Origin of the sequence: Microbacterium sp. LEMMJ01 (assembly GCF_002114135.1) — a bacterium.
Taxonomy (GTDB): domain Bacteria; phylum Actinomycetota; class Actinomycetes; order Actinomycetales; family Microbacteriaceae; genus Microbacterium.
On record NZ_NCTV01000034.1, the window covers coordinates 43034 to 66344 of the forward strand.

At 70.9% G+C, this 23311-nt stretch carries 24 protein-coding genes; 14 read left to right on the forward strand and 10 right to left on the reverse strand.

What is annotated here, in order from left to right; all coding sequences use genetic code 11:
* Positions 1-39: 39 nt before the first annotated feature.
* Positions 40-1128 (reverse strand): DUF4349 domain-containing protein, encoded by a 1089-nt coding sequence (locus tag B7W94_RS13025; protein ID WP_085606978.1) that lies wholly within the window; start codon positions 1126-1128, stop codon positions 40-42.
* Positions 1125-1682: an RNA polymerase sigma factor gene (locus tag B7W94_RS13030; RefSeq protein WP_085606980.1), complete on the reverse strand. Its 558-nt coding sequence runs from the start codon at positions 1680-1682 to the stop codon at positions 1125-1127. Before B7W94_RS13030 ends, B7W94_RS13025 begins: the two co-directional genes overlap by 4 nt.
* 267 nt (positions 1683-1949) lie before the next feature.
* Between B7W94_RS13030 and B7W94_RS13035 the strand changes: the two genes are divergently transcribed.
* Positions 1950-2957: a TerC/Alx family metal homeostasis membrane protein gene (locus tag B7W94_RS13035; RefSeq protein ID WP_085606982.1), complete on the forward strand. Its 1008-nt coding sequence runs from the start codon at positions 1950-1952 to the stop codon at positions 2955-2957.
* Between the two features lie 16 nt (positions 2958-2973).
* Here the strand turns inward: B7W94_RS13035 and B7W94_RS13040 are convergent, their stop codons facing one another.
* Both B7W94_RS13040 and B7W94_RS13045 read right to left on the reverse strand, forming a co-directional pair.
* A complete protein-coding gene (locus tag B7W94_RS13040) occupies positions 2974-4287 on the reverse strand; it encodes an LLM class flavin-dependent oxidoreductase (protein ID WP_085606984.1) in 1314 nt (437 codons plus the stop codon).
* A complete protein-coding gene (locus B7W94_RS13045; protein WP_085606986.1) occupies positions 4284-5579 on the reverse strand; it encodes an O-acetylhomoserine aminocarboxypropyltransferase/cysteine synthase family protein in 1296 nt (431 codons plus the stop codon). Before B7W94_RS13045 ends, B7W94_RS13040 begins: the two co-directional genes overlap by 4 nt.
* A gap of 188 nt (positions 5580-5767) precedes the next feature.
* Here B7W94_RS13045 and leuC point away from each other — a divergent pair, with 188 nt between their 5' ends.
* From leuC to B7W94_RS13075, 6 genes are all read left to right on the forward strand, one after another.
* Positions 5768-7204 (forward strand): 3-isopropylmalate dehydratase large subunit, encoded by a 1437-nt coding sequence (leuC, locus tag B7W94_RS13050; protein ID WP_085606988.1) that lies wholly within the window; start codon positions 5768-5770, stop codon positions 7202-7204.
* A 2-nt stretch (positions 7205-7206) separates the two neighbouring features.
* A complete protein-coding gene (gene leuD / locus B7W94_RS13055; RefSeq protein ID WP_025103309.1) occupies positions 7207-7827 on the forward strand; it encodes a 3-isopropylmalate dehydratase small subunit in 621 nt (206 codons plus the stop codon).
* Positions 7828-7888: 61 nt separating this feature from the next.
* The gene (gene murA, locus B7W94_RS13060) at positions 7889-9256 is read left to right on the forward strand and encodes a UDP-N-acetylglucosamine 1-carboxyvinyltransferase (RefSeq protein ID WP_025103310.1); all 1368 of its coding nucleotides are present in this window, start codon (positions 7889-7891) and stop codon (positions 9254-9256) included.
* Positions 9257-9261: 5 nt separating this feature from the next.
* Positions 9262-10017 (forward strand): lysophospholipid acyltransferase family protein, encoded by a 756-nt coding sequence (locus B7W94_RS13065; protein WP_085606990.1) that lies wholly within the window; start codon positions 9262-9264, stop codon positions 10015-10017.
* Positions 10007-11146 (forward strand): NAD(P)H-dependent glycerol-3-phosphate dehydrogenase, encoded by a 1140-nt coding sequence (locus tag B7W94_RS13070; RefSeq protein ID WP_085606992.1) that lies wholly within the window; start codon positions 10007-10009, stop codon positions 11144-11146. The genes B7W94_RS13065 and B7W94_RS13070 overlap by 11 nt, the downstream gene beginning before the upstream one ends.
* On the forward strand, positions 11046-12128 hold the full coding sequence (locus tag B7W94_RS13075; protein WP_085606994.1) for a D-alanine--D-alanine ligase family protein: 1083 nt from the start codon (positions 11046-11048) through the stop codon (positions 12126-12128). The genes B7W94_RS13070 and B7W94_RS13075 overlap by 101 nt, the downstream gene beginning before the upstream one ends.
* Positions 12129-12150: 22 nt before the next feature.
* Here the strand turns inward: B7W94_RS13075 and B7W94_RS13080 are convergent, their stop codons facing one another.
* Positions 12151-12633, reverse strand: coding sequence for a DUF3515 domain-containing protein (locus B7W94_RS13080; protein WP_085606996.1), 483 nt, complete (start codon positions 12631-12633; stop codon positions 12151-12153).
* Between the two features lie 23 nt (positions 12634-12656).
* Between B7W94_RS13080 and thiL the strand changes: the two genes are divergently transcribed.
* Positions 12657-13652 (forward strand): thiamine-phosphate kinase, encoded by a 996-nt coding sequence (thiL, locus tag B7W94_RS13085; RefSeq protein WP_085606998.1) that lies wholly within the window; start codon positions 12657-12659, stop codon positions 13650-13652.
* Here the strand turns inward: thiL and rsmD are convergent.
* Complete coding sequence (gene rsmD / locus B7W94_RS13090) at positions 13622-14236, reverse strand: 16S rRNA (guanine(966)-N(2))-methyltransferase RsmD (protein ID WP_085607000.1); 615 nt, start codon at positions 14234-14236, stop codon at positions 13622-13624. The genes thiL and rsmD overlap by 31 nt on opposite strands.
* A gap of 60 nt (positions 14237-14296) precedes the next feature.
* On the opposite strand from rsmD, the gene B7W94_RS13095 reads away from it, so the two are divergent.
* From B7W94_RS13095 to mutM, 6 genes are all read left to right on the forward strand, one after another.
* Entirely contained in the window at positions 14297-16471 is a 2175-nt protein-coding gene (locus tag B7W94_RS13095) for an ATP-dependent DNA helicase RecG (RefSeq protein ID WP_085607002.1), read from the forward strand.
* A gap of 31 nt (positions 16472-16502) precedes the next feature.
* On the forward strand, positions 16503-17000 hold the full coding sequence (gene coaD / locus B7W94_RS13100; protein WP_025103318.1) for a pantetheine-phosphate adenylyltransferase: 498 nt from the start codon (positions 16503-16505) through the stop codon (positions 16998-17000).
* A 136-nt stretch (positions 17001-17136) separates the two neighbouring features.
* On the forward strand, positions 17137-17631 hold the full coding sequence (locus tag B7W94_RS13105) for a YceD family protein (protein ID WP_025103319.1): 495 nt from the start codon (positions 17137-17139) through the stop codon (positions 17629-17631).
* 2 nt (positions 17632-17633) lie between these two features.
* On the forward strand, positions 17634-17843 hold the full coding sequence (rpmF, locus tag B7W94_RS13110; protein ID WP_013586329.1) for a 50S ribosomal protein L32: 210 nt from the start codon (positions 17634-17636) through the stop codon (positions 17841-17843).
* Between the two features lie 10 nt (positions 17844-17853).
* Positions 17854-18546: a ribonuclease III gene (rnc, locus tag B7W94_RS13115; RefSeq protein WP_085607004.1), complete on the forward strand. Its 693-nt coding sequence runs from the start codon at positions 17854-17856 to the stop codon at positions 18544-18546.
* Complete coding sequence (gene mutM, locus B7W94_RS13120) at positions 18539-19402, forward strand: bifunctional DNA-formamidopyrimidine glycosylase/DNA-(apurinic or apyrimidinic site) lyase (RefSeq protein ID WP_085607006.1); 864 nt, start codon at positions 18539-18541, stop codon at positions 19400-19402. Before rnc ends, mutM begins: the two co-directional genes overlap by 8 nt.
* Positions 19403-19453: 51 nt before the next feature.
* On the opposite strand, the gene B7W94_RS13125 is transcribed toward mutM, so the two are convergent.
* The 4 genes from B7W94_RS13125 to B7W94_RS13140 all read right to left on the reverse strand — a co-directional run bounded on the left by B7W94_RS13125 (position 19454) and on the right by B7W94_RS13140 (position 23173).
* Complete coding sequence (locus tag B7W94_RS13125; RefSeq protein WP_025103322.1) at positions 19454-20773, reverse strand: FtsX-like permease family protein; 1320 nt, start codon at positions 20771-20773, stop codon at positions 19454-19456.
* Positions 20770-21465, reverse strand: a complete 696-nt coding sequence (locus B7W94_RS13130; RefSeq protein ID WP_025103323.1) for an ABC transporter ATP-binding protein — start codon at positions 21463-21465, stop codon at positions 20770-20772. The genes B7W94_RS13125 and B7W94_RS13130 overlap by 4 nt, the downstream gene beginning before the upstream one ends.
* 99 nt (positions 21466-21564) lie before the next feature.
* Positions 21565-22644 carry a GNAT family N-acetyltransferase gene (locus B7W94_RS13135; protein WP_085607008.1) on the reverse strand — a complete coding sequence of 360 codons (1080 nt, stop codon included), beginning with the start codon at positions 22642-22644 and terminating at the stop codon, positions 21565-21567.
* 109 nt (positions 22645-22753) lie between these two features.
* Positions 22754-23173, reverse strand: coding sequence for a hypothetical protein (locus tag B7W94_RS13140; protein ID WP_238695576.1), 420 nt, complete (start codon positions 23171-23173; stop codon positions 22754-22756).
* Positions 23174-23311: the final 138 nt, after the last annotated feature.

The following is a 23311-nucleotide window of genomic DNA, read 5'->3' on the forward strand; positions in this document are numbered from 1 at the left end:
GAGACGCACAAGACTTCTTGTATACCGCGGAAAGTCGGGTTAGTCTTCCGCGCGGGGCTCAGCGGACGCGGCCCTCCGGCGCCGTCGGCCGCGGCGGACGAGCCAGACGACCAGGACGACGACAGCGGCCACCGCGAGCCAGGGGAGGAGGAAGCCGAACGCGATCACCAGGGCGTTGAGCGAGACGACCAGACCATTCCATCCGGCCCGCAACCCGTCGCCGAAGCCCGCGGGGTCCGCTGCGGCCGGAGCGTCCGCCCGCGACAGCTCCACCGTGAGGGACGACAGGGCCACCTGATCCTCCAGTGCGGCGAGCTGCTGTTCGTACGACTCGAGCTGCGCCTGGCGATCGGTGAGTGCGACCTCGGCCTCGATGAGATCGGCGACCGAACCCGACTGGCTCATGAGCTCCGTGAGCCGCTGCACCGAGGCGCGGGTCGACTCCACGCGGGCGCGGAGATCGATCGCGGTGGCGGTGACGTCCTGCTTCGTGACGGAGGACGACAGGACCTCCCCGGTGTCGCCGAGGGCGGCGATCACCGTGGTCAGGTCGTCGGCGGGGACGCGGACCGTGATCCAGCCGTACCCGGAATCCGCAGGGACCCGCTCGGCGGGAGCATCCGTCGCGAGCGCCTTACCGACCTCGGTGCTCTCGACGTAGCCGCCGTGTTCGACAGCGAGGTCGCCGATGGCGGCGGCGGCATCGGCGATGTCCTTCACCCGCAGAGAAGCCTGGGCCGTGGCGACGATCTCCCTGGCATCCTCGGCGGATGCCGCCGCGTCCGATCCGACGGCCCCAGGGAGGGTCGCCCCTTCGACGGCCCGGTCCGGCACGGCCGAGCCCGCCTCGTCGGTCGACCAGCCCACGACGCCGTCCGCGGTGGATACGGACGAGCCGCCGCCTCCCACGGCACCGAGGATCGGCGGCGTCACCAGGACCCCGACGACGAAGGCCGCCGCGATCCCGCCGGCCGTGAGGCACCGGCGTCGACGTCTCCTGGCGCGCTCTGCGCGCGGCGGAACCGGCGGCCGCTCACCCTGGATCTCGCTGAAGACGGCGTCCTCGATCCGCGCGACGGTCGCGTCGGACACGGGCGGGAGGCTCTGCTGCGGGGTCTGGTCGTTCATGCGTCCCTCACTTCCTTGACGGCGCCGCGCAGCTGGGTGCGCACGCGCGAGAGACGGTTCCGGACGACGGCGTGCGTCACGCCGAGCTCGTCGGCGGCGGCCTGATAGGCGTAGCCCTCGGACGCGCACAGCCGGAAGATCTCCCGGTCGAGCTCGTTCAGGGTGCCCACCTCCGCGGCGATCCGCGCGGCGAGCGCCGCCGTGATCACCTGGTCCTCGACGCTGACGACGTCGGGGAGCTGGTCGTCGGCCGCGTCCGTCGTGTGCGCCTGGTCGCGGCGCCGCTGACGCAGACGGTTCGCCGCTTGGAAGCGGCAGATCGTCGCGAGCCAGGGGAGGATCGATTCTCCCTGCAGCTCCAGCCCTGGAAGCTTGCGCCAGGCGACCACGAAGGTCTCCTGCGTCACGTCCTCCGCGTCGACGGCGGCGCCCAGGATGCCGTGGGCGATCCAGTACACGGGGCGCACGTGGGCACGGTACAGCGCGCGGAACGCGCTCTGATCGCCGGCCGCCGCTTGGGCGGCCCAGCGCTGGTCACTCGTCTGTCCGGGCATCCTGGTTCCGTTCGGTGTCTCTCCCTCGAGAGTGTCGGCGGATGTCCCATCGTCTCAGCAAGGATGCGGATCCGCCGCCGTGTGTCGACATCCTCGTCCCGATGACCCCCACCTCCGGTAGCATGGCCCGGGCGAGAGGGAGTATCCCGAATCCGCGCGTAACGTCATCACGAGCACCGACATCGCTGCTCCGGGCGCGCGCCGCACATCTGCGGGGGAGAGACTTTCGACTCATTCCCGACCCCTCGCGAAAGGTGCACAGCGCCCGTGGACATCCCCGTCTGGTTCGAGATCACCTCGATGGTCGTCCTCACGATCATCCTGATCGGCGACCTGCTCCTCATCCGGCTGCGCCCGCACATCCCCTCCACCAAGGAGTCGACCCTCTGGGTCGTGTTCTATGTGGGTCTCGCCCTGCTCTTCGCGGTGCTGCTGGGGACCGCGGGCGGATGGCGGAACGCCGGGGACTTCATCACCGGGTGGGCGCTGGAGTACAGCCTCTCCGTCGACAACCTCTTCGTCTTCGTGCTGATCATGGCGCAGTTCGCGGTGCCGCGACGTCTGCAGCAGCAGGTGCTGATGGTCGGGATCATCATCGCGCTGGTCCTGCGCGGGCTGTTCATCCTCGTCGGCGTGACGATCATCGAGAACTTCTCGCCGATCTTCTACCTGTTCGGCGCCTTCCTCGTCTACACCGCCATCCGGCAGGCGATGCCGGAAGGCGAGCACGAGGACGACGTCAAGCGTGAGAACTTCATCGTCCGGCTGCTCCGCCGCCGGATCGACATCAGCGAGACCTACGACGGCTCGAAGATCCGCACGACCGTCGACGGGAAGCGGATGTGGACGCCGATGATCATCGTGTTCATCACGATCGGCGTCACCGACCTCATCTTCGCGATCGACTCGATCCCCGCGATCTTCGAGATCACGACCAACGGCTTTCTCGTCTTCGCCGCCAACATCTTCGCGCTCATGGGGCTGCGCCAGCTCTACTTCCTCCTCGGCGACCTCCTGGACCGCCTCCGCTACCTGCACTACGGCATCGCCGTGATCCTCGGGTTCATCGGCATCAAGCTGATCCTGCACGCGCTGCACGTCAACGAGCTCCCGTTCATCAACGGCGGTGAGCACGTGGAATGGGTGCCGGACATCGACAACATGGTGTCGCTCGCCGTGATCCTCGTGTCGATGACGGTCGCGACGATCGCGAGCCTGATCGCCTCGTCCCGGGAGAAGCGCGCCGAGAAGCGCACCATCCCGGTCGGCGACTGAGTCCGCGCGGAGCGGGTCAGAACGCCTGCAGATTCGCCTGCAGGCCGCCGTCCGCGTACTCGCGGCGGAGGAGCCCGCGGCGGCGGAGGATCGGCACCAGCTCGTCGAGGGTGCGGTGCAGGGTCACGGGATGGAAGTCGCCCCAGAGTAGTACGCCGTCGTTGCCCCACTCGCCGAGTTCCTCGACGAGATCGGCGAACTCCTCCGCGGTGCCCACGAAGCCGCTGCGGTCGCGCAGGCGGCCGGTGCGGGCGAGTGCGGTCAAGTGCGCGCGGAGCGGGGCGTCCTCGCCCCGATCGCCGATCAGGCGCTGGATGCTGCCGCGGGAGACGTGCGCTCCGAAGATCGACGTGTCGAGGGGGCGGTCCAGATCGAGGGTCGTGAGATCGGTCTCCAGATCACTCGACTGCTTCCGGGCGATCTGCGCGAGTGCGGCGTCGTCCGGGTGTGCGGAAGCGGCCACGATCCGGTCGGCCTCCTCGGCGGACGCCGTGATCACGGGCTGGATCGCGAAGAGGATCTTGACGTCCTCGGCCCGGCGTCCGCGGGCGAGAGCCGCGTCGTGCACCCGCTGCCGATACTCCCGCACCGACTTCTCGTGCAGGGGAGCGAGCGCCAGCTGGACGTCCGAGTTCGCCCCCGCGAACGCCAGGCCGCGCCCGGAGCCGCCGGGGGAGACGATGGCCGGCTCGCCGTCCGTGAAGGGCAGGGCGTTCAGAGGGCCGTCGAAGTCGTAGTGGGGGCCGCGGTGCTGCACCGGACGCATGCGCGTGCCGTCCGCGTAGACCCCGGAGACGGGATCGGCGACCAGCGCACCGTCGTCCCAGCTCCGCCAGAGCGCGCGGATGCCGGCGAGCCATTCCTCGGCACGGTCGTACGCCTCGTCATGGCCGAGTTGCGGGGCCGCCGAGAAGTGCCGGGCGCTGCCGGTGTCGGTGACCACGTTGAGGCCGAGCCGGTGCCCGCTCAGGTGCTGCAGGGTCGCGAACTGCCGGGCCGAGGTGTAGGGCAGCGAGGCCGCGGGGTTCACGGTGGGCACCACCCCGAGATGACGGGTCGCCTGGAAGAGGTACGGTGCGAGCAGCAGGGGATCGTGCTTCGGGCCGCCGAACGCATGACGCACGCGCAGGTCGATCGTGTCCGCCGAGCCGAGCGAGGGGCTGTCCTCGATGATCACGAGGTCGAAACCGGCCTGCTCCAGGGTGCGGGCGGCTTCCTGGTAGACCTCCGGTCGCGTCCAGTCGTAGTCCCAGTCCAGGGACGGATATCCCCACCCCTGAGGACCGAAGCCTCGGGCGAGGAACCACCCGAAGTGCTGCAGGCGGCTCATGCCACCGTCTCCCTGACGCTCTCGAGCACCCGCGCGAGGTCGCCGATCAGGTCGTCGACATCCTCGATGCCGATCGACAGCCGCAGCGTGCCGGGGCCGACGCCGAGGATCCGACGCTCCTCGTCGGTGCGCTGCGCGTGGCTGGTCGTGCCGGGGTGCAGCACGAGCGACCGCACGTCGCCGATGTGCGTCATGTGGGTGAACACGGACACCTCCTCCACGAAGCGACGGGCCGCTGGGAGACCGCCGCGCAGCGTGAAGGTGAAGATGGAGCCGAATCCGCCGTCGAGGTAGCGCAGCGCGGTCTCGTGGTGAGGATGCGAGGGCAGGCCGACGTAGTCCACGCTCTCCACGGCGTCGTGTGCGGCGAGCCAGCGTGCGACGGCGAGGGCGTTCTGCGACTGGCGCTCCACGCGCAGGCTGAGCGTCTCGGTGCCCTGGCCGATGAGGAACGCGTTGAGGGGCGAGGGCGAGGCACCGAACCGCGGAGCCACCGACTCCCTGGCGTATCCGATGCGTGCGCGGCCGCCGTGCCGGGCGAAGACGCTGGGTGCGCCGCCCCGCCCCGGCAGCACGAGGTGCGGGGCGTTGTGCCCGGCGCGCTCCGCATCGAACCGGCCGTCGTCGATCACCACGCCGCCGAGCACCGCGCCCTGGCCCGCGAGGAACTTCGACGCGGAGTGCACGACGATGGCCGCGCCGTGCTCCAGCGGCCGGAGGAGGGCGGGCGTGGCCAGGGTGTTGTCGACGATCAGGGGGACGGCGATCTCGTCGGCCACGGCGCTCACCGCCGCCACGTCGAGCACGTCGTTGCGGGCGTTGGCGAGCGACTCCGCGAACAGCGCCCTGGTCGTCGGGCGTACGGCCTCCCGCCAGGCATCCGCGTCGGCGATGTCGTCCACGAACGTCGTCTCGATGCCGAGGCGGGCGAGGTTGTCCAGGAACAGCCCGCGGGTGCCCTCGTAGATGTGGGTCGAGGAGACGATGTGGTCGCCCGCCCCCACGACCGAGAGCAGAGCGGTGGTCACCGCGGCCTGTCCGCTGGCCACGAGCACGGCGTCGGCACCGGACTCCAGGCTCGCGAGCTGCCGCTCCACCGCGTGCACCGTGGGGTTGCCGGTGCGGGTGTACCCGAATCCGGTGCCGGTGCCGAAGTGGTCGGCGGCGTGATCGAAGTCGTCGAACTCGAACCCGGCCGTCAGGTAGATCGGCGTCACACGGGAGGCGGCAGCGGCTCGGCCTCTCGCGGCGTGGACGGCGCGGGTGGCGAAGCGGGCGGTCTCGACGGTCATGCGGGGGCCTCTCGGTCGATCGGGTGAGCAACAGAGTGTCACGGCGTGTCTCGGCGTGTCCGAGCGGTGGTAACCTGACGTCATGCGGACCGTGCTCCTTCTTAGCGGCCGCGGCGAGACCTCGATCTGAGCCCCTCCTCGTCGCGGAGTCCATCGTGGGCCGAACCGCCATCCACAGGAGACACGCCATGACCACCACCGCCGGTGCGGATTCCGCACGCCCCAGGACGCTCGCCGAGAAGGTCTGGGACGACCACCTCGTCGTCAAGGGCGAGGACGGCCAGCCCGACCTCATCTACATCGACCTGCACCTCGTGCACGAGGTCACCAGCCCGCAGGCCTTCGACGGCCTCCGCAGCGAGGGACGGCCGCTCCGCCGGCTCGACCTGACCATCGCCACGGAGGACCACAACACGCCGACGTGGGAGATCGACAAGCCCATCGCCGACCTGACCAGCCGCACGCAGATCGAGACGCTGCGCCGCAACGCCGCCGAGTTCGGCGTGCGTCTGCACTCACTGGGGGACGCGGAGCAGGGGATCGTCCACGTCGTCGGCCCGCAGCTCGGCCTCACCATGCCCGGGATCACCGTGGTCTGCGGCGACTCGCACACGTCCACGCACGGCGCGTTCGGCGCGATGGCGTTCGGCATCGGCACCAGCGAGGTCGAGCACGTCATGGCGACCCAGACGCTGCCGCTGAAGCCGTTCAAGACGATGGCCATCAACGTCGAGGGCACGCTGCGTCCCGGCGTCACGGCGAAGGACATCATCCTCGCCGTGATCGCCAAGATCGGCACCGGCGGCGGTCAGGGCTACGTGCTCGAGTACCGCGGCAGCGCGATCCGCGCGCTCTCCATGGAGGGCCGCATGACGATCTGCAACATGTCGATCGAGGCGGGCGCCCGCGCCGGCATGGTGGCTCCGGACGAGACGACGTTCGCCTACCTCGAGGGGCGTCCGCACGCGCCGAAGGGCCAGGACTGGGACGACGCGGTCGCCTACTGGCGCACGCTGCCGACCGACGAGGGCGCCACCTTCGATGCCGAGGTCTTCATCGACGCCGACGAGCTGGAGCCGTTCGTGACGTGGGGGACGAACCCCGGCCAGGGCAGCTCGCTCTCCGCCTCGGTGCCGAACCCGGCGGAGATCGCCGACCCGAACGAGCGGGTCGCCGCCGAGCGGGCGCTGGAGTACATGGACCTGACGCCGGGCACGCCCCTGAAGGAAGTGCCGGTCGACGCGGTGTTCATGGGCTCGTGCACGAACAGCCGCATCGAGGACCTCCGGGCGTTCGCCTCCATCATCCAGGGCAAGAAGAAGGCCGACGGCGTCCGGGTGATGGTCGTCCCCGGCTCCGCCCGCGTGCGACTGGAGGCCGAGGCCGAGGGCCTGGATCAGGTCATCAAGGACTTCGGAGCGGAGTGGCGCTTCGCAGGATGCTCGATGTGCCTCGGCATGAACCCCGATCAGCTCGCCCCGGGGGAGCGCTGCGCCTCCACCTCGAACCGCAACTTCGAAGGGCGCCAGGGCAAGGGCGGCCGCACGCACCTCGTGTCGCCGCTCGTCGCGGCGGCGACCGCCATCCGCGGCACCCTGTCCAGCCCGAGCGATCTGGAGGCCTGACCATGGAGAAGTTCACCACCCACACGGGCATCGCCGCGCCGCTGAAGCGGTCGAACGTCGACACCGACCAGATCATCCCCGCGGTGTTCCTCAAGCGCGTCACCAAGACGGGCTTCGAGGACGCGCTGTTCCACGGCTGGCGGCAGGACCCGGAGTTCGTGCTCAACCAGGCGCCGTATCAGGGGGCCTCCGTCCTCGTCGCCGGGCCGGACTTCGGCACCGGTTCCAGCCGTGAGCACGCCGTCTGGGCCCTTCGCGACTTCGGCTTCAAGGTCGTGCTGAGCCCGAGGTTCGCCGACATCTTCCGCGGCAACGCGGGCAAGCAGGGCCTCCTCGCGGCGACCATCTCCGAGGCGGATCTGGAGCGGTTCTGGGCGATCATGGACGCCGATCCCGGCGCGCGCATGACCGTCGACCTCGAGGCGCGCACCGCCGCCATCGGCGACCCCACCGGGGGCGCGGAGGCCCGCTTCCAGGCCGACATCGGGATCGACGATTACACTAGATGGCGGCTCCTCGAAGGGCTCGATGACATCGGGCTCACGCTGCGCAACGAAGACAAGATCGCGCAGTTCGAGGCCCGTCGCGAGTCGTGGCGGCCGCGGACCCTCCCCGTCCAGTGAGACGGAGGGGGCGGGGGAGCCAGGGGTAACCCCGCCCCCGATGAATGAAGTGAGGCCCCGAATGACGACACCCGTGCGCGACGCTCTCTCCGACGACGTCCCCGCGCTGACCGGAGACGTCCTCGCCATCCGCGGAGGTCGTCCGCTGCGCGGACGGGTCGACGTGAAGGGCGCGAAAAACCTCGCCACCAAGGCGATGGTCGCGTCCCTGCTCGGGGAGACCACGAGCGTCCTGCGCGACGTGCCGGCCATCAGCGACGTCGCCGTGGTGCGCTCGCTGCTCGAGGTGCACGGCGTCCGCGTGTCGGAGGGCGACGAGCCCGGCTCCCTGGTGTTCGACCCCAGCGATGTCGAGTCGGCCCACTTCGAGGAGATCGACGCCCACGCGGGCGCCTCCCGGATCCCGATCCTGTTCTGCGGCCCGCTGCTGCACCGCCTCGGCCAGGCCTTCATCCCCGACCTCGGCGGGTGCCGCATCGGGGACCGTCCGATCGACTTCCACCTGGACGCGCTGCGCAAGTTCGGCGCGATCGTCGAGAAGCTCCCGAGCGGCATCCGCCTCTCCACGGGAGGAACCCGTCTGCACGGGGCGAATATCCACCTCCCGTACCCGAGCGTCGGCGCGACCGAGCAGGTGCTGCTGACCGCCGTCCGCGCCGAGGGCGTCACGGAGCTGCGCAACGCGGCGATCGAGCCCGAGATCATGGACCTGATCGCCGTCCTGCAGAAGATGGGCGCGATCATCTCCTACGAGCCGAACCGCGTCATCCTCATCGAGGGCGTCGAGAAGCTCCGTGGCTACGACCACCGGTCGATCTTCGACCGCAACGAGGCGGCCTCGTGGGCCTCGGCCGCTCTGGCCACGGACGGCGAGATCTTCGTCGGCGGCGCCAAGCAGCAGGAGATGCTCACCTTCCTCAACGTCTTCCGCAAGGCGGGCGGCTGGTTCGACATCCAGGAGGACGGCATCCTCTTCCGCCGCGACGGCGACATCAAGCCGGTCGTGATCGAGACCGACGTGCACCCGGGCTTCATGACCGACTGGCAGCAGCCGCTCGTGGTCGCCCTCACCCAGGCGCACGGCCGCTCGGTCGTGCACGAGACCGTGTACGAGAACCGGATGGGCTTCACCGAGGCACTGGTCAAGATGGGGGCCGACATCGTCGTGCATCCGCGCGGCCTGCAGGACGGCCCGCGGCGCGTCCCGCGTCGTGACCTGGAGCAGGCTGCCGTCATCACCGGTCCCACGCCCCTGCACGGCGCCGACATCGTGGTGCCGGACCTGCGCGGCGGCTACAGCCACGTGATCGCGGCGCTGACGGCCACCGGCGAGTCGAAGGTGTCGGGCGTCGACATCCTGAGTCGCGGATACGAGAAGTTCCTCGCCAAGCTCGACGCGCTCGGCGCCGACTTCGACGTCCTCCGGTGAGCCCGATGGCTTCCCGGTCGCCGGAGAAGACACGGCCGAGCGTGTTCTGGCCGCTCGCGGCGATCGTCGTCCCGTTGGTGTCGCTGATCGCGAAGGTCCGCATCATCGGGGCGGAGAAGCTCCCGCGAGAGGGTGCTTTCGTCCTTGCGCCGAACCACTACTCGGAGTTCGATCCGCTGATCGTCGCCTTGGCGGTCTGGCGGATCGGGCGCGCTCCGCGGTTCATGGCCAAGGAGAGCCTCTTCCGCGTGCCCGTGCTCGGGTGGTTCCTGCGCAAGACGGGGATGATCCCGGTCGCACGCACCTCGTCGGCGTCGTCCGCGAAGCAGACGATGGCCCAGTCGGCAGCCCTCGTGGAGCACGGCCGCGGTGTCATCGTGTACCCGGAGGGCACGCTCACCCGAGACCCCGACATGTGGCCGATGCGCGGCAAGTCGGGCGCGGTGCGGCTCGCCCTCGCCGACGGCATCCCGCTCATCCCCATGGCGCAATGGGGCACGCAGGCGATCATGGGCCGCTACCAGAAGGGGCTGAGCCTCTGGCCGCTCCGCAAGCCCGTCACCTTGATCGTCGGCGACCCCGTCGACGTCTCCGATCTCCGCGGCCGCGCGGGTGAGCCGGCGGCGCTGACGGAGGCCACCAACCGACTCATGAACGCGATCACCGCGCTGCTGGAGCAGGTGCGCGGCGAGAAGGCCCCCGCGGAGCGCTGGAACCCGGCGAGCCACGGACAGAAGGAGACCGGACGCCTTGACCCCTAAGAGAACCGTGCCGGCCGGACCCCGCGTCGCCGTGATCGGCGCCGGCAGCTGGGGCACCACGTTCGGCAAGATCCTCGCCGACGGCGGCGCCCACGTGACGATGTGGGCGCGTCGGGCCGAGCTGGCGCATGAGATCGACGAGGCGAAGCGCAACTCGCGTTACCTGCCGGGAATCAACCTGCCCCGCACGATGGCGGCCACGCACGAGCTGGCGACCGCGCTCGACGGCGTCGACCAGGTGTATCTGTCCGTGCCGAGCCAGTCGCTGCGGGAGAATCTCAAGGCACTGCGCCCGCTGATCGCTTCGGGCGACGCCAAGATCGTCAGCCTCATGAAGGGCGTCGAGCGGGGCACCGGCCTGCGCATGAGCCAGGTCATCCAGCAGGAGCTGCAGTGCGATCCCGACCGGATCGCCGTGGCCTCCGGACCGAATCTCGCCCTGGAGATCGCGCGGGAGCAGCCGACCGCAGCCGTGATCTCGTCGCGCAGCCAGGAGACCGCGGACGTCGTGGCTCGGGCCGCGCGCAACTCCTACTTCCGGACGTTCGTGAACACGGACGTCATCGGCACGGAGTTCGGCGGAGTGCTCAAGAACCTCATCGCCGTCGCCATCGGCATCGTCGACGGCGTCGGGTACGGCGAGAACACCAAGGCGTCCATCATCACCCGCGGCCTCGTCGAGATGACCGACTTCGCGGTCGCGAACGGCGCCCAGCCGGAGACCCTGCAGGGACTGGCTGGTCTCGGCGACCTCATCGCGACCTGCCAGTCGCCCCTGAGCCGCAACAACACCGCCGGGCGGCTGCTCGGGCAGGGCTACAGCTTCCAGGACGTCGTGAAGCAGATGCAGCAGACGGCCGAGGGGCTCGCCTCGGTCGCGCCGGTGCTGCAGCTCGCCCGCGAAGCCGATGTGCACATGCCGATCGTCGAGCAGGTGAAGATGGTGCTCGACGGCAAGATGGATCCCCGGGACATCGCCCCGCATCTCACGACGGACGACGACACCCCGCAGGGGGAGAGGACCAACCATGGACAAGCAGACGGTGGTGGTGCTCTTCGGAGGGCGCTCCAGCGAGCATTCGATCAGTTCCGCAACGGCGGGGGGAGTGCTGGGCGCGATCGATCGTGACCGGTATGCCGTGATCCCGGTGGGGATCACCCGCGAGGGTGCCTTCGTCCTCGAGGACGACGACCCGGCGAAGTTCCCGCTCGACGCCGCCCATCTCCCGGAGGTCGTCGACAACGGCACCCGGGTGCTCTGGCCGGAACCCGGGGGCGACCGCACCCTGCGGGTCCTGCATCCGGGCGGCGAGACCGAGGGGCTCGGCGAGATCGACGTCGTGCTGCCGATCCTGCACGGACCGCACGGTGAGGACGGCACGATCCAGGGCTACTTCGACACGCTCGAGGTCCCCTACGCCGGGGGCGGCGTGCTCGACTCGGCGCTGTGCATGGACAAGCACTTCATGAAGATCGCCCTCCAGGCCAGCGGGATCGCGGTGGCGCCGGGTGTGACCGTGCGCCGTCGTGACTGGGACGCCGACCCCGATGCCCTCCGCGCCCGCGCCGCCGACTTCGGCCTGCCCGTCTTCGTCAAGCCCGCTCGCGCCGGGTCGAGCGTCGGCGTCTCGAAGGTGTCGGCGCCGGAGGAACTCGACGCCGCCCTCGCCATCGCCTTCGCCGAGGACGACAAGGTGCTCATCGAGGCCGGTGTCACCGGGCGGGAGATCGAGGTGGCCGTCCTCGAGACGGCCGACGGCGTCCGCGCCTCCCTCCCCGGCGAGATCGTGCTGACCGACCGCGGCTTCTACGACTTCGAGGGGAAATACCTCGGCGGCGACGGCGTCGACGTGGTGTGTCCGGCAGAGCTGACCGAGGCGGAGGTGGCCGCCGTCCAGGAGGCCGGCGTCCGGGCCTTCCAGGCGGTCGACGGTCGCGGCCTCGCCCGGGTGGACATGTTCCTCACCCCGACCGGCGAGCTCGTCGTGAACGAGCTCAACACCATGCCCGGATTCACGCCCATTTCGATGTTCCCGAAGTGCTGGGTGGCATCGGGACTGAGCTACGGCGACCTCATCACGGAACTGGTCGAGGCGGGCCTGCGCCGCTGACGGCGTGGTTCCCCGCGCGTGCTCAGCCCGCGGGGAACTCCACCCGGTCGGTGCACTGCGCGGTCGCCGGGGCGAGCCCGGACTGGATGTTCGACGACAGGCTGTCGACGATCGACTGGAAGTCGACCTGCTCGCCGCGGCGGATGATCACCTCGATGGCCGGTTCGCGACCGTAGGTGACGAGGCGCTGGCGCTCCTCCTCCTGCTCCAGGACGAGCCAGTCGACGCCGCCGAGGGTGGTGCAGACGAGATCGGACGGGGCGGGCGGCTCCACGCCGCAGCGCAGGACGACCGTGGGGTCTCCCCAGGCGCCCGTGCCCTGCGCGTCGGTCCACACGCGCTCGTACCCGCCGACGGTGTCCGGCAGGAGCACGGAGACGTTCGCGCAGGCCGGGTCGTTCGCGTCGGCGGCCGGCTCGAGATGCACGGTCGTGGAGCATCCGGCGAGTCCGGCGGCGAGAGCGATCGCCCCCGCGACGGCAGCGAGGCGGCGGGAACGAAGCATGTATCCAGGCTACCTTTGACGACATGCCCTCCCGACCCGACTCCGACGATCCGCGCCTGGGAGATCTCTCGGAGGGTCGCATCCTCCGCGCCATCCTCCAGCGCACCGCGCCGGGCGCGCACACGCTCCTCGGTCCCGGTGACGATGCCGCCGTGATCGCCGCCCCCTCGGCATCGGTCGTCGCGACGACGGACACGCTCGTGCACGGGCCCGACTTGCGGCTCGCCTGGACGAGCGGGTACGACCTCGGATGGAAGGCGGCGGCGGTCAACCTCGCCGACATCGCCGCGATGGGCGCACGCCCGACCGCACTACTCGTGGCCCTGGCCGTGCCGCGCGACCTCCGGGTGTCCTTCGTGGAGCGCCTGGCAGACGGCTTCCGCGAGGCCTGCGCGGCGCTCGCCCCCGGGTGCGCGGTGGTCGGCGGGGATCTCACGGTGTCCGAGGTGCTCACGGTCGCTGTGACGGCTCTGGGTGACCTCGAAGGCCGCCCCCCGGTGACCAGGGCGGGGGCACGACCGGGCGATGTCGTCGCCGTCGCCGGAGAACTGGGTCACGCCGCACACGGGCTGGCCGTGCTGTTCGGACGCTTCCGAGACGGCGAGACGCCGGTCCCGGTCGATCCCGCGGCTCTCGCACCCGGGGAGAGCGCTGCGGTCGCCGCGCAGCTGCGGCCGTCGCCGCCGATCGGCCTCGGCGTCGTCGCGGCCGCGGCCGGCGCGACCGCGATGATGGACGTCTCGGACGGCCTCGCCCTCGATGCGCGGCGCCTCGCGGAGGCCTCCGGCGTCACCCTCGCGCTGGACGGCGCCGCGCTCGGCGCGAGTCCGCAGCGGGCGCTCGCGGGCGGCGAGGACCATGCGCTGCTCGCGACGTTCCCCGACGGCGTGCTGCCGCCGGGCTTCCGTGCGATCGGCGTCGTGCGTCCGCGCGGCGAGGAGGACCTGCTCTGCGACGCCGGTCCCGTGGACGTCAGCGGCTGGGACCCCTACCGGGACTGGGACTCCGTCTCGGGCTGAACCTCCGCCGACGCGGCGTCCTGCGGGCCGGGCTCCGCCCACCACAGGGTCGTGTCGCCGTAGGTCTTCTCCCGGAACACCCGGAGCCCGGCGGCTGCGAAGTCGGGGGCGGTGGAGCGCCGGGCTCGTTCGACGACCACCACGGCATCGTCGCTGAGCAGCGGAGCGAGGGCGGCGAGGTCGCCGTCCATCGCCTCATCGTCGATGTCGTACGGCGGATCCGTGAACACGAGGTCGTAGGGCCCGGACGCGCGGCCGAGGAACGCCCGGACCGTCGCCTCCTGAACCCGTGCGGTCGCGGCACCGGAGGCCTTCGCGACGGCCGCGGCGTTGCGCCGCACGACGGCTGCGGCCTGCCGGCCCCGCTCGACGAGGTCGGCGCTCCGGGCGCCGCGGCTCAGGGCCTCGAGCCCGAGCGCCCCCGACCCCGCGTAGAGGTCGAGCACGCGGGCGTCCGCGATCGCGTCGAGCGACTCCAGGGCGCCGAACAGGGATTCGCGCACGCGGTCGCTCGTGGGCCTGGTCCCGGCGCCGGGGACGTCGAGCCGGGTGCCGCGTGCCGTTCCGGCGATGATCCTCGTCACCCGTTCACGATACGACAGGCCGCGGACGGTCGTGTCCGTGCGGTTCCCTAGACTCGGAGCATGTCGCTCACGCTCGAATCCTCGCTCGAGGAGGCCCTCGGCGCGGCGTCGGCCAAGACGCTCGACCGCGCCTTCGGCATGAAGACCGTCGGCGACCTGCTCGCGCACTACCCACGCCGGTACGCCGACCCGGGGGAGCTCACTCCCATCCGCGACCTCCCGATCGGGGAGACCGTCACGATCGTCGCCGAAGTCCTCTCGTCGAGCTTCCGCCGGATGCGCAATCGACCGGGGGCCATGGTCGACGTCGTCATCGGCGACGGCGTCGGTCGCATGTCGCTGACTTTCTTCGCGAAGAACGTCGGCGCGGCGGAGTGGCGCTCCAAGGACCTGGCGGTCGGGCGCCGTGGTGTGTTCTCCGGCAAGGTCGGCGAGTTCAACGGCATGACCCAGTTCGCCCACCCGGAGTACGAGCTGTTCGACGATGAGGACGCGGCGCGCCGGCGGGCGGATGCGAGGGCGGCGGTCCCGATCCCGATCTATCCGGCCACCTCCGCGATCCAGACGTGGCAGATCGCCCGGCTCGTCGGGCGCGTCCTCGACGACCTGTCGTCGGTCCCCGACCCGCTGACCCCGGAGATCCGCACCCGCGAAGAGCTGCTGACGGCGCGGGAGGCCCTGGAGGCGATCCACCGCCCGCGCTCCCGCGACGAGATCGATCCCGCGGTGCGCACGCTGCGCATGCACGAGGCGCTCACGCTCCAGACGGCCCTGCTCCAGCAGCGCGACGCGGTGCGCGCCCTGGCCGCCACCTCGCGGCCGGCGGCACCCGGCGGGCTGCTGGAGCGCTTCGACGCCGCCCTGCCCTACACGCTCACGCCGGATCAGCAGACCGTCGGCGCCCAGATCGCAGACGATCTCCTCGGCTCCTGGCCGATGAACCGGCTCGTGCAGGGCGAGGTCGGTTCGGGAAAGACGCTGGTGGCGCTGCGGGCGATGCTGCAGGTCGCCGAGAGCGGGGGACAGGCGGCCCTGATCGCTCCGACGGAAGTCCTCGCGGCGCAGCATCTGCGTTCGATCACGAAGATGCTCGGCCCGCAGCTCGCCCCGCTGCTGATGCCGACGCTGCTCACCGGGCAGATGCCGGCGGCGGATCGCCGCAAGGCCGCGCTGCGCGTCGCCTCCGGCCAGGCGCTGATCGTGGTCGGCACCCACGCGCTCCTCGGGGAGAAGACCACGTTCGCCGATCTCGGTCTCGTCGTGGTCGACGAGCAGCACCGCTTCGGAGTCGAGCAGCGGGAGGCGCTGCGGGCGAAGGGGTCCAGCCCGCACGCGCTCGTCCTCACCGCGACCCCGATCCCGCGGACGGTCGCGATGACGGTCTTCGGCGACCTCGACACCTCGGTCATCCGCACGATGCCGGCGGGGCGCGCCGGCATCGAGTCGTACGTGGCGCCGTTGGCCGAGCACCCGGGCTGGTTCAACCGGGTGTGGGAGCGGGCGGCGGAGGAGATCGCGCAGGGCCGGCAGGTGTTCGCGGTCTGCGCGGCCATCGACACCGCGGCGAAGACGGCCGAGGCGGGGGAGCAGGCGCTGCTCGCCCCGGAGGGCGGCAAAGGCCCTCGGTGGGGCGTCGTTCAGCTCGACGAGGCGCTGGCCACGCATCCGACCCTCGGCGGTCTGCGACGTGCGGTGCTCCACGGGAAGATGCCCTCGGAGGAGAAGGACGCCGTCATGCAGGCCTTCGCCCGCGGGGAGATCGACCTCCTGCTCGCGACGACCGTGATCGAGGTGGGCGTGGACGTCCCCAACGCGTCGACGATGATCGTGCTGGACGCCGACCGTTTCGGAGTGTCCCAGCTGCACCAGCTCCGCGGTCGGGTGGGACGAGGGGGCGTCCCGGGTCTCTGCCTGCTCGTGACCGAGGCCGAGGCCGGATCGGTGGCCCGCGAACGCGTCGATGCGGTCGCCGCCACCCTCGACGGGTTCGCGCTGGCCGAGGTCGACCTCGAACTCCGCGGCGAAGGCGACGTGCTCGGCGCGGCACAGGCCGGGGTGCGGTCGTCCCTCAAGCTGCTGCGTGTCGTGAAGGACGCCGCTCTCATCACCCGGGCCCGCGAGCTCGCGGAGGACATCCTCGCCGCCGACCCCGAGCTGGCCGCTCACCCCGGGCTCCGGGAGGCCATCGGACGGCGCGTCACCGACGAGGATCGCGCGGCGCTGGCGAAGAACTGATCGCCGTTCCGGGTGCCCTAGGCTGGATTCCATGAGCAGCCGGATCGCCGTCGTCCCGGGTTCCTTCGATCCGCCGACCCTGGGTCACCTCGACGTGATCCGGCGCGCGGCCGCCCTCTACGACGAGCTGCATGTGCTCGTGGTGCACAACCCGGGCAAGGAGGCGATGCTGCCGATCGCGCAGCGGCTCTCCCTCCTGGAGCGTTCGATCGCCGAGGACGGCATGGCGGGCAACATCGTCATCGGCTCCTGGAGCATGGGACTCCTCGTCGACTATGCGCGCGACGTGAACGCCGGTGTGCTCGTGAAGGGCATCCGCTCGCAGGTCGACGTGGCGTACGAGTCGCCCATGGCGATCGTCAACCGGCACCTCGCCGACATCGAGACCGTCTTCCTGCTGCCCGACCCCGCGCATGCGATGGTCTCGAGCTCGCTGGTGCGTCAGGTCGCCGGTCTCGGGGGCGACGTCTCGCCGTTCGTCCCGCCGGCTGTCGCCTCGTTCCTCGACACCGGCGCGCGCGGTATCTGATCCGCGACCACGGTCCCGTTCCCGGCGGTCTCCCGGCCCTCCTCACCGGTGACCCGGGTAGCATGGCGGGGTGCGTTCCCGACTCAACAGCCCTTTCGTCCTCCCCGTCCGTGACATCGTCCGGCGCCCGGGGGAGATGCGCGAGCACTCCTTCTCGGTGCCCCTGACGGAGCAGTGGGGGGAGGGCATCGTCTCGTTCGAGGCGGGCTCGGAACTCGATCTCGACGTGCGGCTGGAGTCCGTCCACGAGGGCATCCTCGTCACCGGAGAGGCGGAGGGCGAGTACGTCGGCGTGTGCGGTCGATGCCTCACCGACATCGCTCGGCCCGTCGAAGTCGAGTTCCAGGAGCTTTTCGCGTATCCTGGTGAGGAAGAAACTGACTTCGAGGTTCAAGACGACCACGTGGATCTTGAAACTCTCGTCAGGGATGCGGCCGTACTGGCCCTTCCTTTTCAGCCGGTGTGTCAGCCGGATTGCCTCGGGCTCGACCCGGTCACAGGCGAGAGGCTGACCGAGAGCACCGGAACGGAGCAGGCCGCTCCCATCGATCCTCGGTGGAGCGCGCTCCAGCAGATCACAGACCAGGACGGCACGGCAGAACGCGGTGCCGCCGAGAAAGAAGAGAGCTAGTCATGGCTGGTAACCCCCCGAAGCGCAAGGTCTCCCGTTCGAACACCCGCTCGCGCCGTGCGCAGTGGAAGGCCGAGGCCCCCGCGCTCGTCAAGACCATCGAGAACGGCAAGGTCGTCTACAGCCGTCCGCACCAGGCGAAGGTCGTCACCGACTCGCAGGGCACCGAGCTCTTCCTCGAGTACAAGGGCCGCAAGGTCGCCGACGTCTGAGTCGCGAACCGTGACGGAGGTCCCCGGGGGGACGAGGCCTCTCCCAGATAAGCTCCGCGTCGAGATCGACGCGGAGCTTCTGGAGTTGGCCCTCACCCACCGCTCCTACGCGTACGAGCACGGCGGCATCCCGCACAACGAGCGTCTCGAGTTCCTCGGCGACTCGGTGCTGGGTCAGGCCGTGACCGTCATGCTGTTCACGCGGCACCCCGAGCTCGACGAGGGGGAGCTGGCGAAGCGCCGGGCGAGCGTCGTGTCGACGGTCGCGCTGGCGGAGGTCGCTCGCGGCATCGATCTCGGCAGCCACCTGCTGCTCGGGCGCGGTGAGGAGCAGACCGGTGGGCGCGACAAGGACTCGATCCTCGCGGACACCATGGAGGCCGTCATCGGCGCCACCTATCTGTCCGCCGGGCCCGAGGCCGCGACGGCGCTCGTCCTGCGTCTGACCGAGCCGCTGCTCGCCGACCCCGCGCGGTACGGCGCGGCGATGGACCCGAAGACGAGCCTGCAGGAGCTCGCGGCCCGCCTCGGCGCCACGCCTCCGCAGTACTCGGTCGAGGCCAGCGGCCCCGACCACGACCGGCGCTTCACGGCGACCGTCGCCGTCGGCGACGTGCGGATGACGGGCGCCGGCAGCAGCAAGAAGACGGCGGAGATGGCCGCGGCCCTCAGCGCCTGGCGTACGCTCAGCGAGCGTGCCTGAGCTCCCCGAGGTCGAGGTCGTCCGCTCCGGCCTCGCCCCTGCCGCGGTCGACGCGGTCATCACAGGCGTCAGCGTCTTCGACGAACGCGCCCTCACCCGGCATACCGCCGGAGCTGCGGACTTCGTCCAGCGTCTGGAGGGTCGCCGCTTCACCGCGGCCGCGCGGAGGGGCAAGTTCCTCTGGCTCCCCGTGGACGATGGCGACTCCGCTCTGATCGCGCATCTGGGCATGAGCGGCCAGATGCTGCTCCGCGCGCCGGACGCGCCGACCGAGCGCCACGAGCGTGTCCGCCTCGGGATCGAGCATCCCCGACACGGCGAGCTCGCGATCGTGTTCGCGGATCAGCGGACGTTCGGCTCCCTCGCCGTCGACGCTCTCATCGCCGACGGCCCCTCCCGCATCCCGACACAGGTCGCGCACATCGCTCGCGACCCGCTCGACCCGTTCTTCGACGACCGGGTCTTCCGGGCCGCTCTCGCCCGGCGGCACAGCGCGATCAAGCGGGTGCTGCTGGACCAGGGCGTGGTGAGCGGCATCGGCAACATCTACGCCGACGAGTCGCTGTGGGCGGCCCGCATCCATCCGGAGACACCGGCCGACGCTCTGCCGACCCGAGCCGTGAATCGCCTGCTCGCGGAAGTGCGGTCGGTCCTGCAGAAGGCTCTCGCCGAGGGCGGCACGAGCTTCGACGCCCAGTACGTCAACGTCAACGGGAAGGCCGGTTACTTCGCGCACTCCCTGAACGCCTACGGGCGCGGAGGGAAGCCCTGCCCGCGCTGCGGCACGCCGATCACCCGTGCCGCTTTCATGAACCGCTCTTCGCACTTCTGCCCGCGCTGCCAACGGAGGCGCTGACCGGGGCCGAGTCGCGCGTGGCGGGTCGGACGGACCCGGCCCGCCACCGTCTCACGCCGGAGCGAAAGCCCGATCCAGCAGCGGGCGGGTCGCCCAGGTGCTCGCCCACACGACACCGATGCCGACGGCGACGACAGTCGCGATCGTCATCAGCGAGAGGGGCGCGACGATCAGCGCGATGCCCACCAGCGGGAACACGAGCACGGCAGCGCACAGCGCGGATCCGACCGCCGTGACCAGCAGTGGCGACATGATCGCGCGACGGCGCGCGCGGTCCACGGTCTCGACGGGCATGCCCAGATGGTGCAGGCTTTCGTGCAGGTCGCTCTTGTCGAGCACGTCCGAGGCCTGATTCACGCCGACGGAGGCGGCCACCATGAGGAACGACCCGATGAGGGTGATGATGAGCCCGGTGCGGATGTCCTCCGCGAGCGCAATGCTGGACGGATCGTCGCTCGCCCCGATCGTGTCGAGGAGCGCGACGCCGGTGCCCGCGAAGACGGCCATGAAGCTCGCCATCGCGATGCCGCCGACCTGACGCCAGGCCGCCTTCGGGGAGTCGAGAACGAGGCGGGCCGCGAGCAACCGCTCCGGGCGCTCCGCCCGCCGGAGCTGGCGCCCCGCCGAGACCTTCAGCACCCACGGACCGAGCAGATTGAGGACGCTCAGCGCGAGGGCGAACATCGCAGCGAGCACGGCGATCGTCGCCACGACCCCGCCGATCATCGGGAACACCTTGATGAGCGCGAACGCGATGGCGATGCCCGCGACCGCGATGACGGCGCGGATCCAGTGCACGTTCGTCGGCGCCGTGCGCGTGCGGACCCCGAGCGGCGAGATCACGACCCGACGCAGCCCCACGACGGCGCTGCCCGCGGCGAGCAGCAGGACGCCGCCCACGACGGCGGCGATCATCACCGGGGAGAGAACGACGGCAGCCAGGCCGAGCGGCTCGCCGCGGAACGGTATCAGACCGATGAGCGGACTCAGGGCCAGGTGACCCCCGATACCGATGACGGCGCCGGCGGCGGCGACGAGGACCGACTCGACCACCGTGGCCGTCGTCACACCACCCGGGGTCACCCCGAGCAGCCGCAGCGTGGATAGCCTTTCGTCGCGGCGCCGCGCGGACAACCGGGCGGCGGCGCCGCCGAGCGAGGTCAGCGGCACGACAAGCAGGACGAGAGCGATGGCGGCGAGGCCCTGATAGAGAACAGCCTCGTCGTCGGTCCAGGTCCAGAAGGCCTGGGCCCCGCCGACGACGGTGAGGACCAGGGTCGTGACCACCGCGAAGGCGACGATCGGCAGCGCGAGGACGCTGCGCTGGCCGGGAGCCGGGCGCAGGAGCAGGCCGAGGACGGAGAGATTCATGCGTTCACCGCCGAGCCGAGGATGCGGCCGTCCCTGACGGCGACGGTGCGCGTGCAGCGTGCGGCGACGTCGGCGTCGTGCGTGACGACGATGAGGGTGCGGCCCTGCCCGGTCGTGGACCAGAGGAGAGCGTCCATGACCTCGGCGGAGGTGTGCGAATCCAGAGCGCCGGTCGGCTCGTCGGCGAAGACGAGGTCCGCACCCGTCGCCTGGGCTCTGGCGATGGCCACGCGCTGCGCCTGTCCTCCGGAGAGCTCGCCGATGCGCCGTTCCTCCATACCGCCGAGACCCAGCGCCGCGAGCCACGACGCCGCGTGGGGGAGGGCGTCCTTCTTGGCGACGCCGTTGATCATCGAGGCGAGGGCGACGTTCTCCACCGCCGTCAGCTCGGGGATCAGCAGTCCCTGCTGGAAGACGAACCCGAAGCGCTCGCGACGCAGCCGGGAGCGCGCCGCCTCACCCAGCGCGGTCACGTCGATGGCCGTGCCCGTCGAGGGCTGGAAGACCACGCGCCCGCTGTCCGGTGCGGTGATTCCCGCCAGCACATGCAGGAGCGTCGTCTTCCCCGAGCCCGACGCGCCCATGATGGCGACGGACTCGCCACGGTGCACCGCGAGGTCGACACCGGCGAGGGCGTGGGTGACGCCGTAGGTCTTGACGAGGGCGTGGGCTTCGATCACGGGTGTGTTCATGTTCCCAGCCTCGCCGTGGGGCCGTGCCGGTGTCGTCGGCCCGGCGGATGAAGCTGAGCGGTGGCCGTCATCCGGGAGGATGACGGCCACCGCTCGTCGTCAGATCTTCTTCTGCCACGCCCCTGCGTACGACACGGGCACGAAGCCGATCGCCTCGTTGATGCCGAGCATCGGCCGGTTCTCCTCCGCATTGAACGTCGAGACCACGGTCGACCCGGGGACGAGCTCCCGCCAGCGCAGGAGGTTGGCGCATTTGACGATCGTGCCGAGGCGGTGACCGCGGTGATCCTTCGCGACCAGCGTCCCGAACTGGTGGGTGGTCCCGGTCTTCTCCGCGCCGATCAGCAACTCGTTGTACGCGACGAGCGTGCCGGAGGGGACATGCTCCACCGCCACGACGGAGACCGTCTGCCCGGCGCCGGTGAGACGCGCATCCCGGCGGATCACCCGCTCCGCGTCGTACACCTCGGCGACGAAATCCATATCGCCACTGGGCGCATCGGTCGACAGCCGGGCGAGGACAGCGGCATACCCGTCGCGGAGCTCCGGCGGGGTGGGCAGCTCCCACTCGACCACGCGGTAGTCCGGCCCCGCGGCCGCGAGGGCCGCATCCAACGCGCGGCGCAGGGGCTCCGGATCGGCGCGCAGATCGAGTTCGCTGTTGCGCTCGACCTGCTCCAGGGTGAAGCCGTGGGCCTCGACGACATCGCTCAGCGGTGTCGCCGGGATCCGTCCCCAGCCGGTCCGGGGCTGGAGCATGCGATCGGCCTCCTCGGGCCGGTGCAGGGTCCAGATCTGCAGGACGCTCCGGCCGCGCTCCCTGGCCTCGGCCTCGGCGCGGTCGAGCAGCGCGTCCTCGACACCGCGTCCGGCGTGGGCGGCCGGGACGAGGAGATCGAGCTCGGCGGCGCGCGCGTCCTCCTCCTGCGGGAAGGACACCGTCACCATACCTATGATCTCGTCCCCCTCCCTGGCGACGAATCCGAGGTCCAGCGCATCGGAGTCGTCCTGCCAGTTGGGCAGCATCTGCGCGGCGTCCGGGGCGAGCTCGGGGAGACCGACCTGCTCGTCGCAGATCTGTCGGTTCAGGGTGCCGTACGCGCGGAAGTCCGCGGCGTTCGCATCGTCGAGGGTGGCCGGGACGATCAGCGGCGTGATCGTCAGTGCGGCGGTCGTCATGTCAGGTCCTTCGTGTCGGAGGGAGGAGGAGGTGCCGGGTGTCCCGGCGCCCGTCCGCGGGTAAACGGACGGACGCCGGGTCGGCGTCGATGCGGTCGTCATCGCCCGGTCAGCGCATCCCGCGCTGCATGTCGTACATGAGGAGGGCGTGCGACTCCGCGGCCGAACGGTGACGCTGCTCTCCGACGAGGAACAGGTCGCCGGGATCGACGGTCCACGACCGGCGCGGACGACGGGGCCGCTGCGCCCGCTGGAACAGCCAGAGGCCGATCCGGAGCGAGAGGCGGTCCGCGATGCCGAGCTCGCGGAGCTCGTGGTCGCGGGGGATCTGGAGGACCTCGCGGTCCTCGGTATCGGGCGGATGGGTGGTGCTGCGTGACAGCGTGATGTTCACGATGGTTCCTTCGAAAGGGATGGATGGGGTGCGGAAGCACCACGTCAGGACCGAGTCGTCGGCCGCGGCGGGTGCGGACGAGAGCAGCGCCTGCGGGGCCGCGGAATGCGGAGGCCGGAGGCGGCGGGGATCCATGATCCGAGGGGATCAGAGGGTGGGACGCGATAGAACAGGCGGGAGAAGACCCGGATCGGGCCTGCGTTCCCAGGCTGCGGTTCTAGCCGAGCGAGCCGTGACGGACGCCGGCGGTCACCGATGCCGCGTGGCGCGGCG

Coding starts and splice junctions, on each gene's coding strand:
- B7W94_RS13075 (WP_085606994.1), top strand. CDS start 11,046: ATGGACAAGCAGACGGTGGTGGTGCTCTTCGGAGGGCGCTCCAGCGAG.
- coaD (WP_025103318.1), top strand. CDS start 16,503: ATGAGCAGCCGGATCGCCGTCGTCCCGGGTTCCTTCGATCCGCCGACC.
- thiL (WP_085606998.1), top strand. CDS start 12,657: ATGCCCTCCCGACCCGACTCCGACGATCCGCGCCTGGGAGATCTCTCG.
- B7W94_RS13130 (WP_025103323.1), bottom strand. CDS start 21,465: ATGAACACACCCGTGATCGAAGCCCACGCCCTCGTCAAGACCTACGGC.
- B7W94_RS13065 (WP_085606990.1), top strand. CDS start 9,262: ATGGCTTCCCGGTCGCCGGAGAAGACACGGCCGAGCGTGTTCTGGCCG.
- B7W94_RS13030 (WP_085606980.1), bottom strand. CDS start 1,682: ATGCCCGGACAGACGAGTGACCAGCGCTGGGCCGCCCAAGCGGCGGCC.
- B7W94_RS13105 (WP_025103319.1), top strand. CDS start 17,137: ATGCGCGAGCACTCCTTCTCGGTGCCCCTGACGGAGCAGTGGGGGGAG.
- B7W94_RS13125 (WP_025103322.1), bottom strand. CDS start 20,773: ATGAATCTCTCCGTCCTCGGCCTGCTCCTGCGCCCGGCTCCCGGCCAG.
- B7W94_RS13045 (WP_085606986.1), bottom strand. CDS start 5,579: ATGACCGTCGAGACCGCCCGCTTCGCCACCCGCGCCGTCCACGCCGCG.
- B7W94_RS13095 (WP_085607002.1), top strand. CDS start 14,297: ATGTCGCTCACGCTCGAATCCTCGCTCGAGGAGGCCCTCGGCGCGGCG.
- leuD (WP_025103309.1), top strand. CDS start 7,207: ATGGAGAAGTTCACCACCCACACGGGCATCGCCGCGCCGCTGAAGCGG.
- B7W94_RS13025 (WP_085606978.1), bottom strand. CDS start 1,128: ATGAACGACCAGACCCCGCAGCAGAGCCTCCCGCCCGTGTCCGACGCG.
- B7W94_RS13080 (WP_085606996.1), bottom strand. CDS start 12,633: ATGCTTCGTTCCCGCCGCCTCGCTGCCGTCGCGGGGGCGATCGCTCTC.
- murA (WP_025103310.1), top strand. CDS start 7,889: ATGACGACACCCGTGCGCGACGCTCTCTCCGACGACGTCCCCGCGCTG.
- B7W94_RS13135 (WP_085607008.1), bottom strand. CDS start 22,644: ATGACGACCGCCGCACTGACGATCACGCCGCTGATCGTCCCGGCCACC.
- rpmF (WP_013586329.1), top strand. CDS start 17,634: ATGGCTGGTAACCCCCCGAAGCGCAAGGTCTCCCGTTCGAACACCCGC.
- B7W94_RS13140 (WP_238695576.1), bottom strand. CDS start 23,173: ATGGATCCCCGCCGCCTCCGGCCTCCGCATTCCGCGGCCCCGCAGGCG.
- leuC (WP_085606988.1), top strand. CDS start 5,768: ATGACCACCACCGCCGGTGCGGATTCCGCACGCCCCAGGACGCTCGCC.
- B7W94_RS13040 (WP_085606984.1), bottom strand. CDS start 4,287: ATGAGCCGCCTGCAGCACTTCGGGTGGTTCCTCGCCCGAGGCTTCGGT.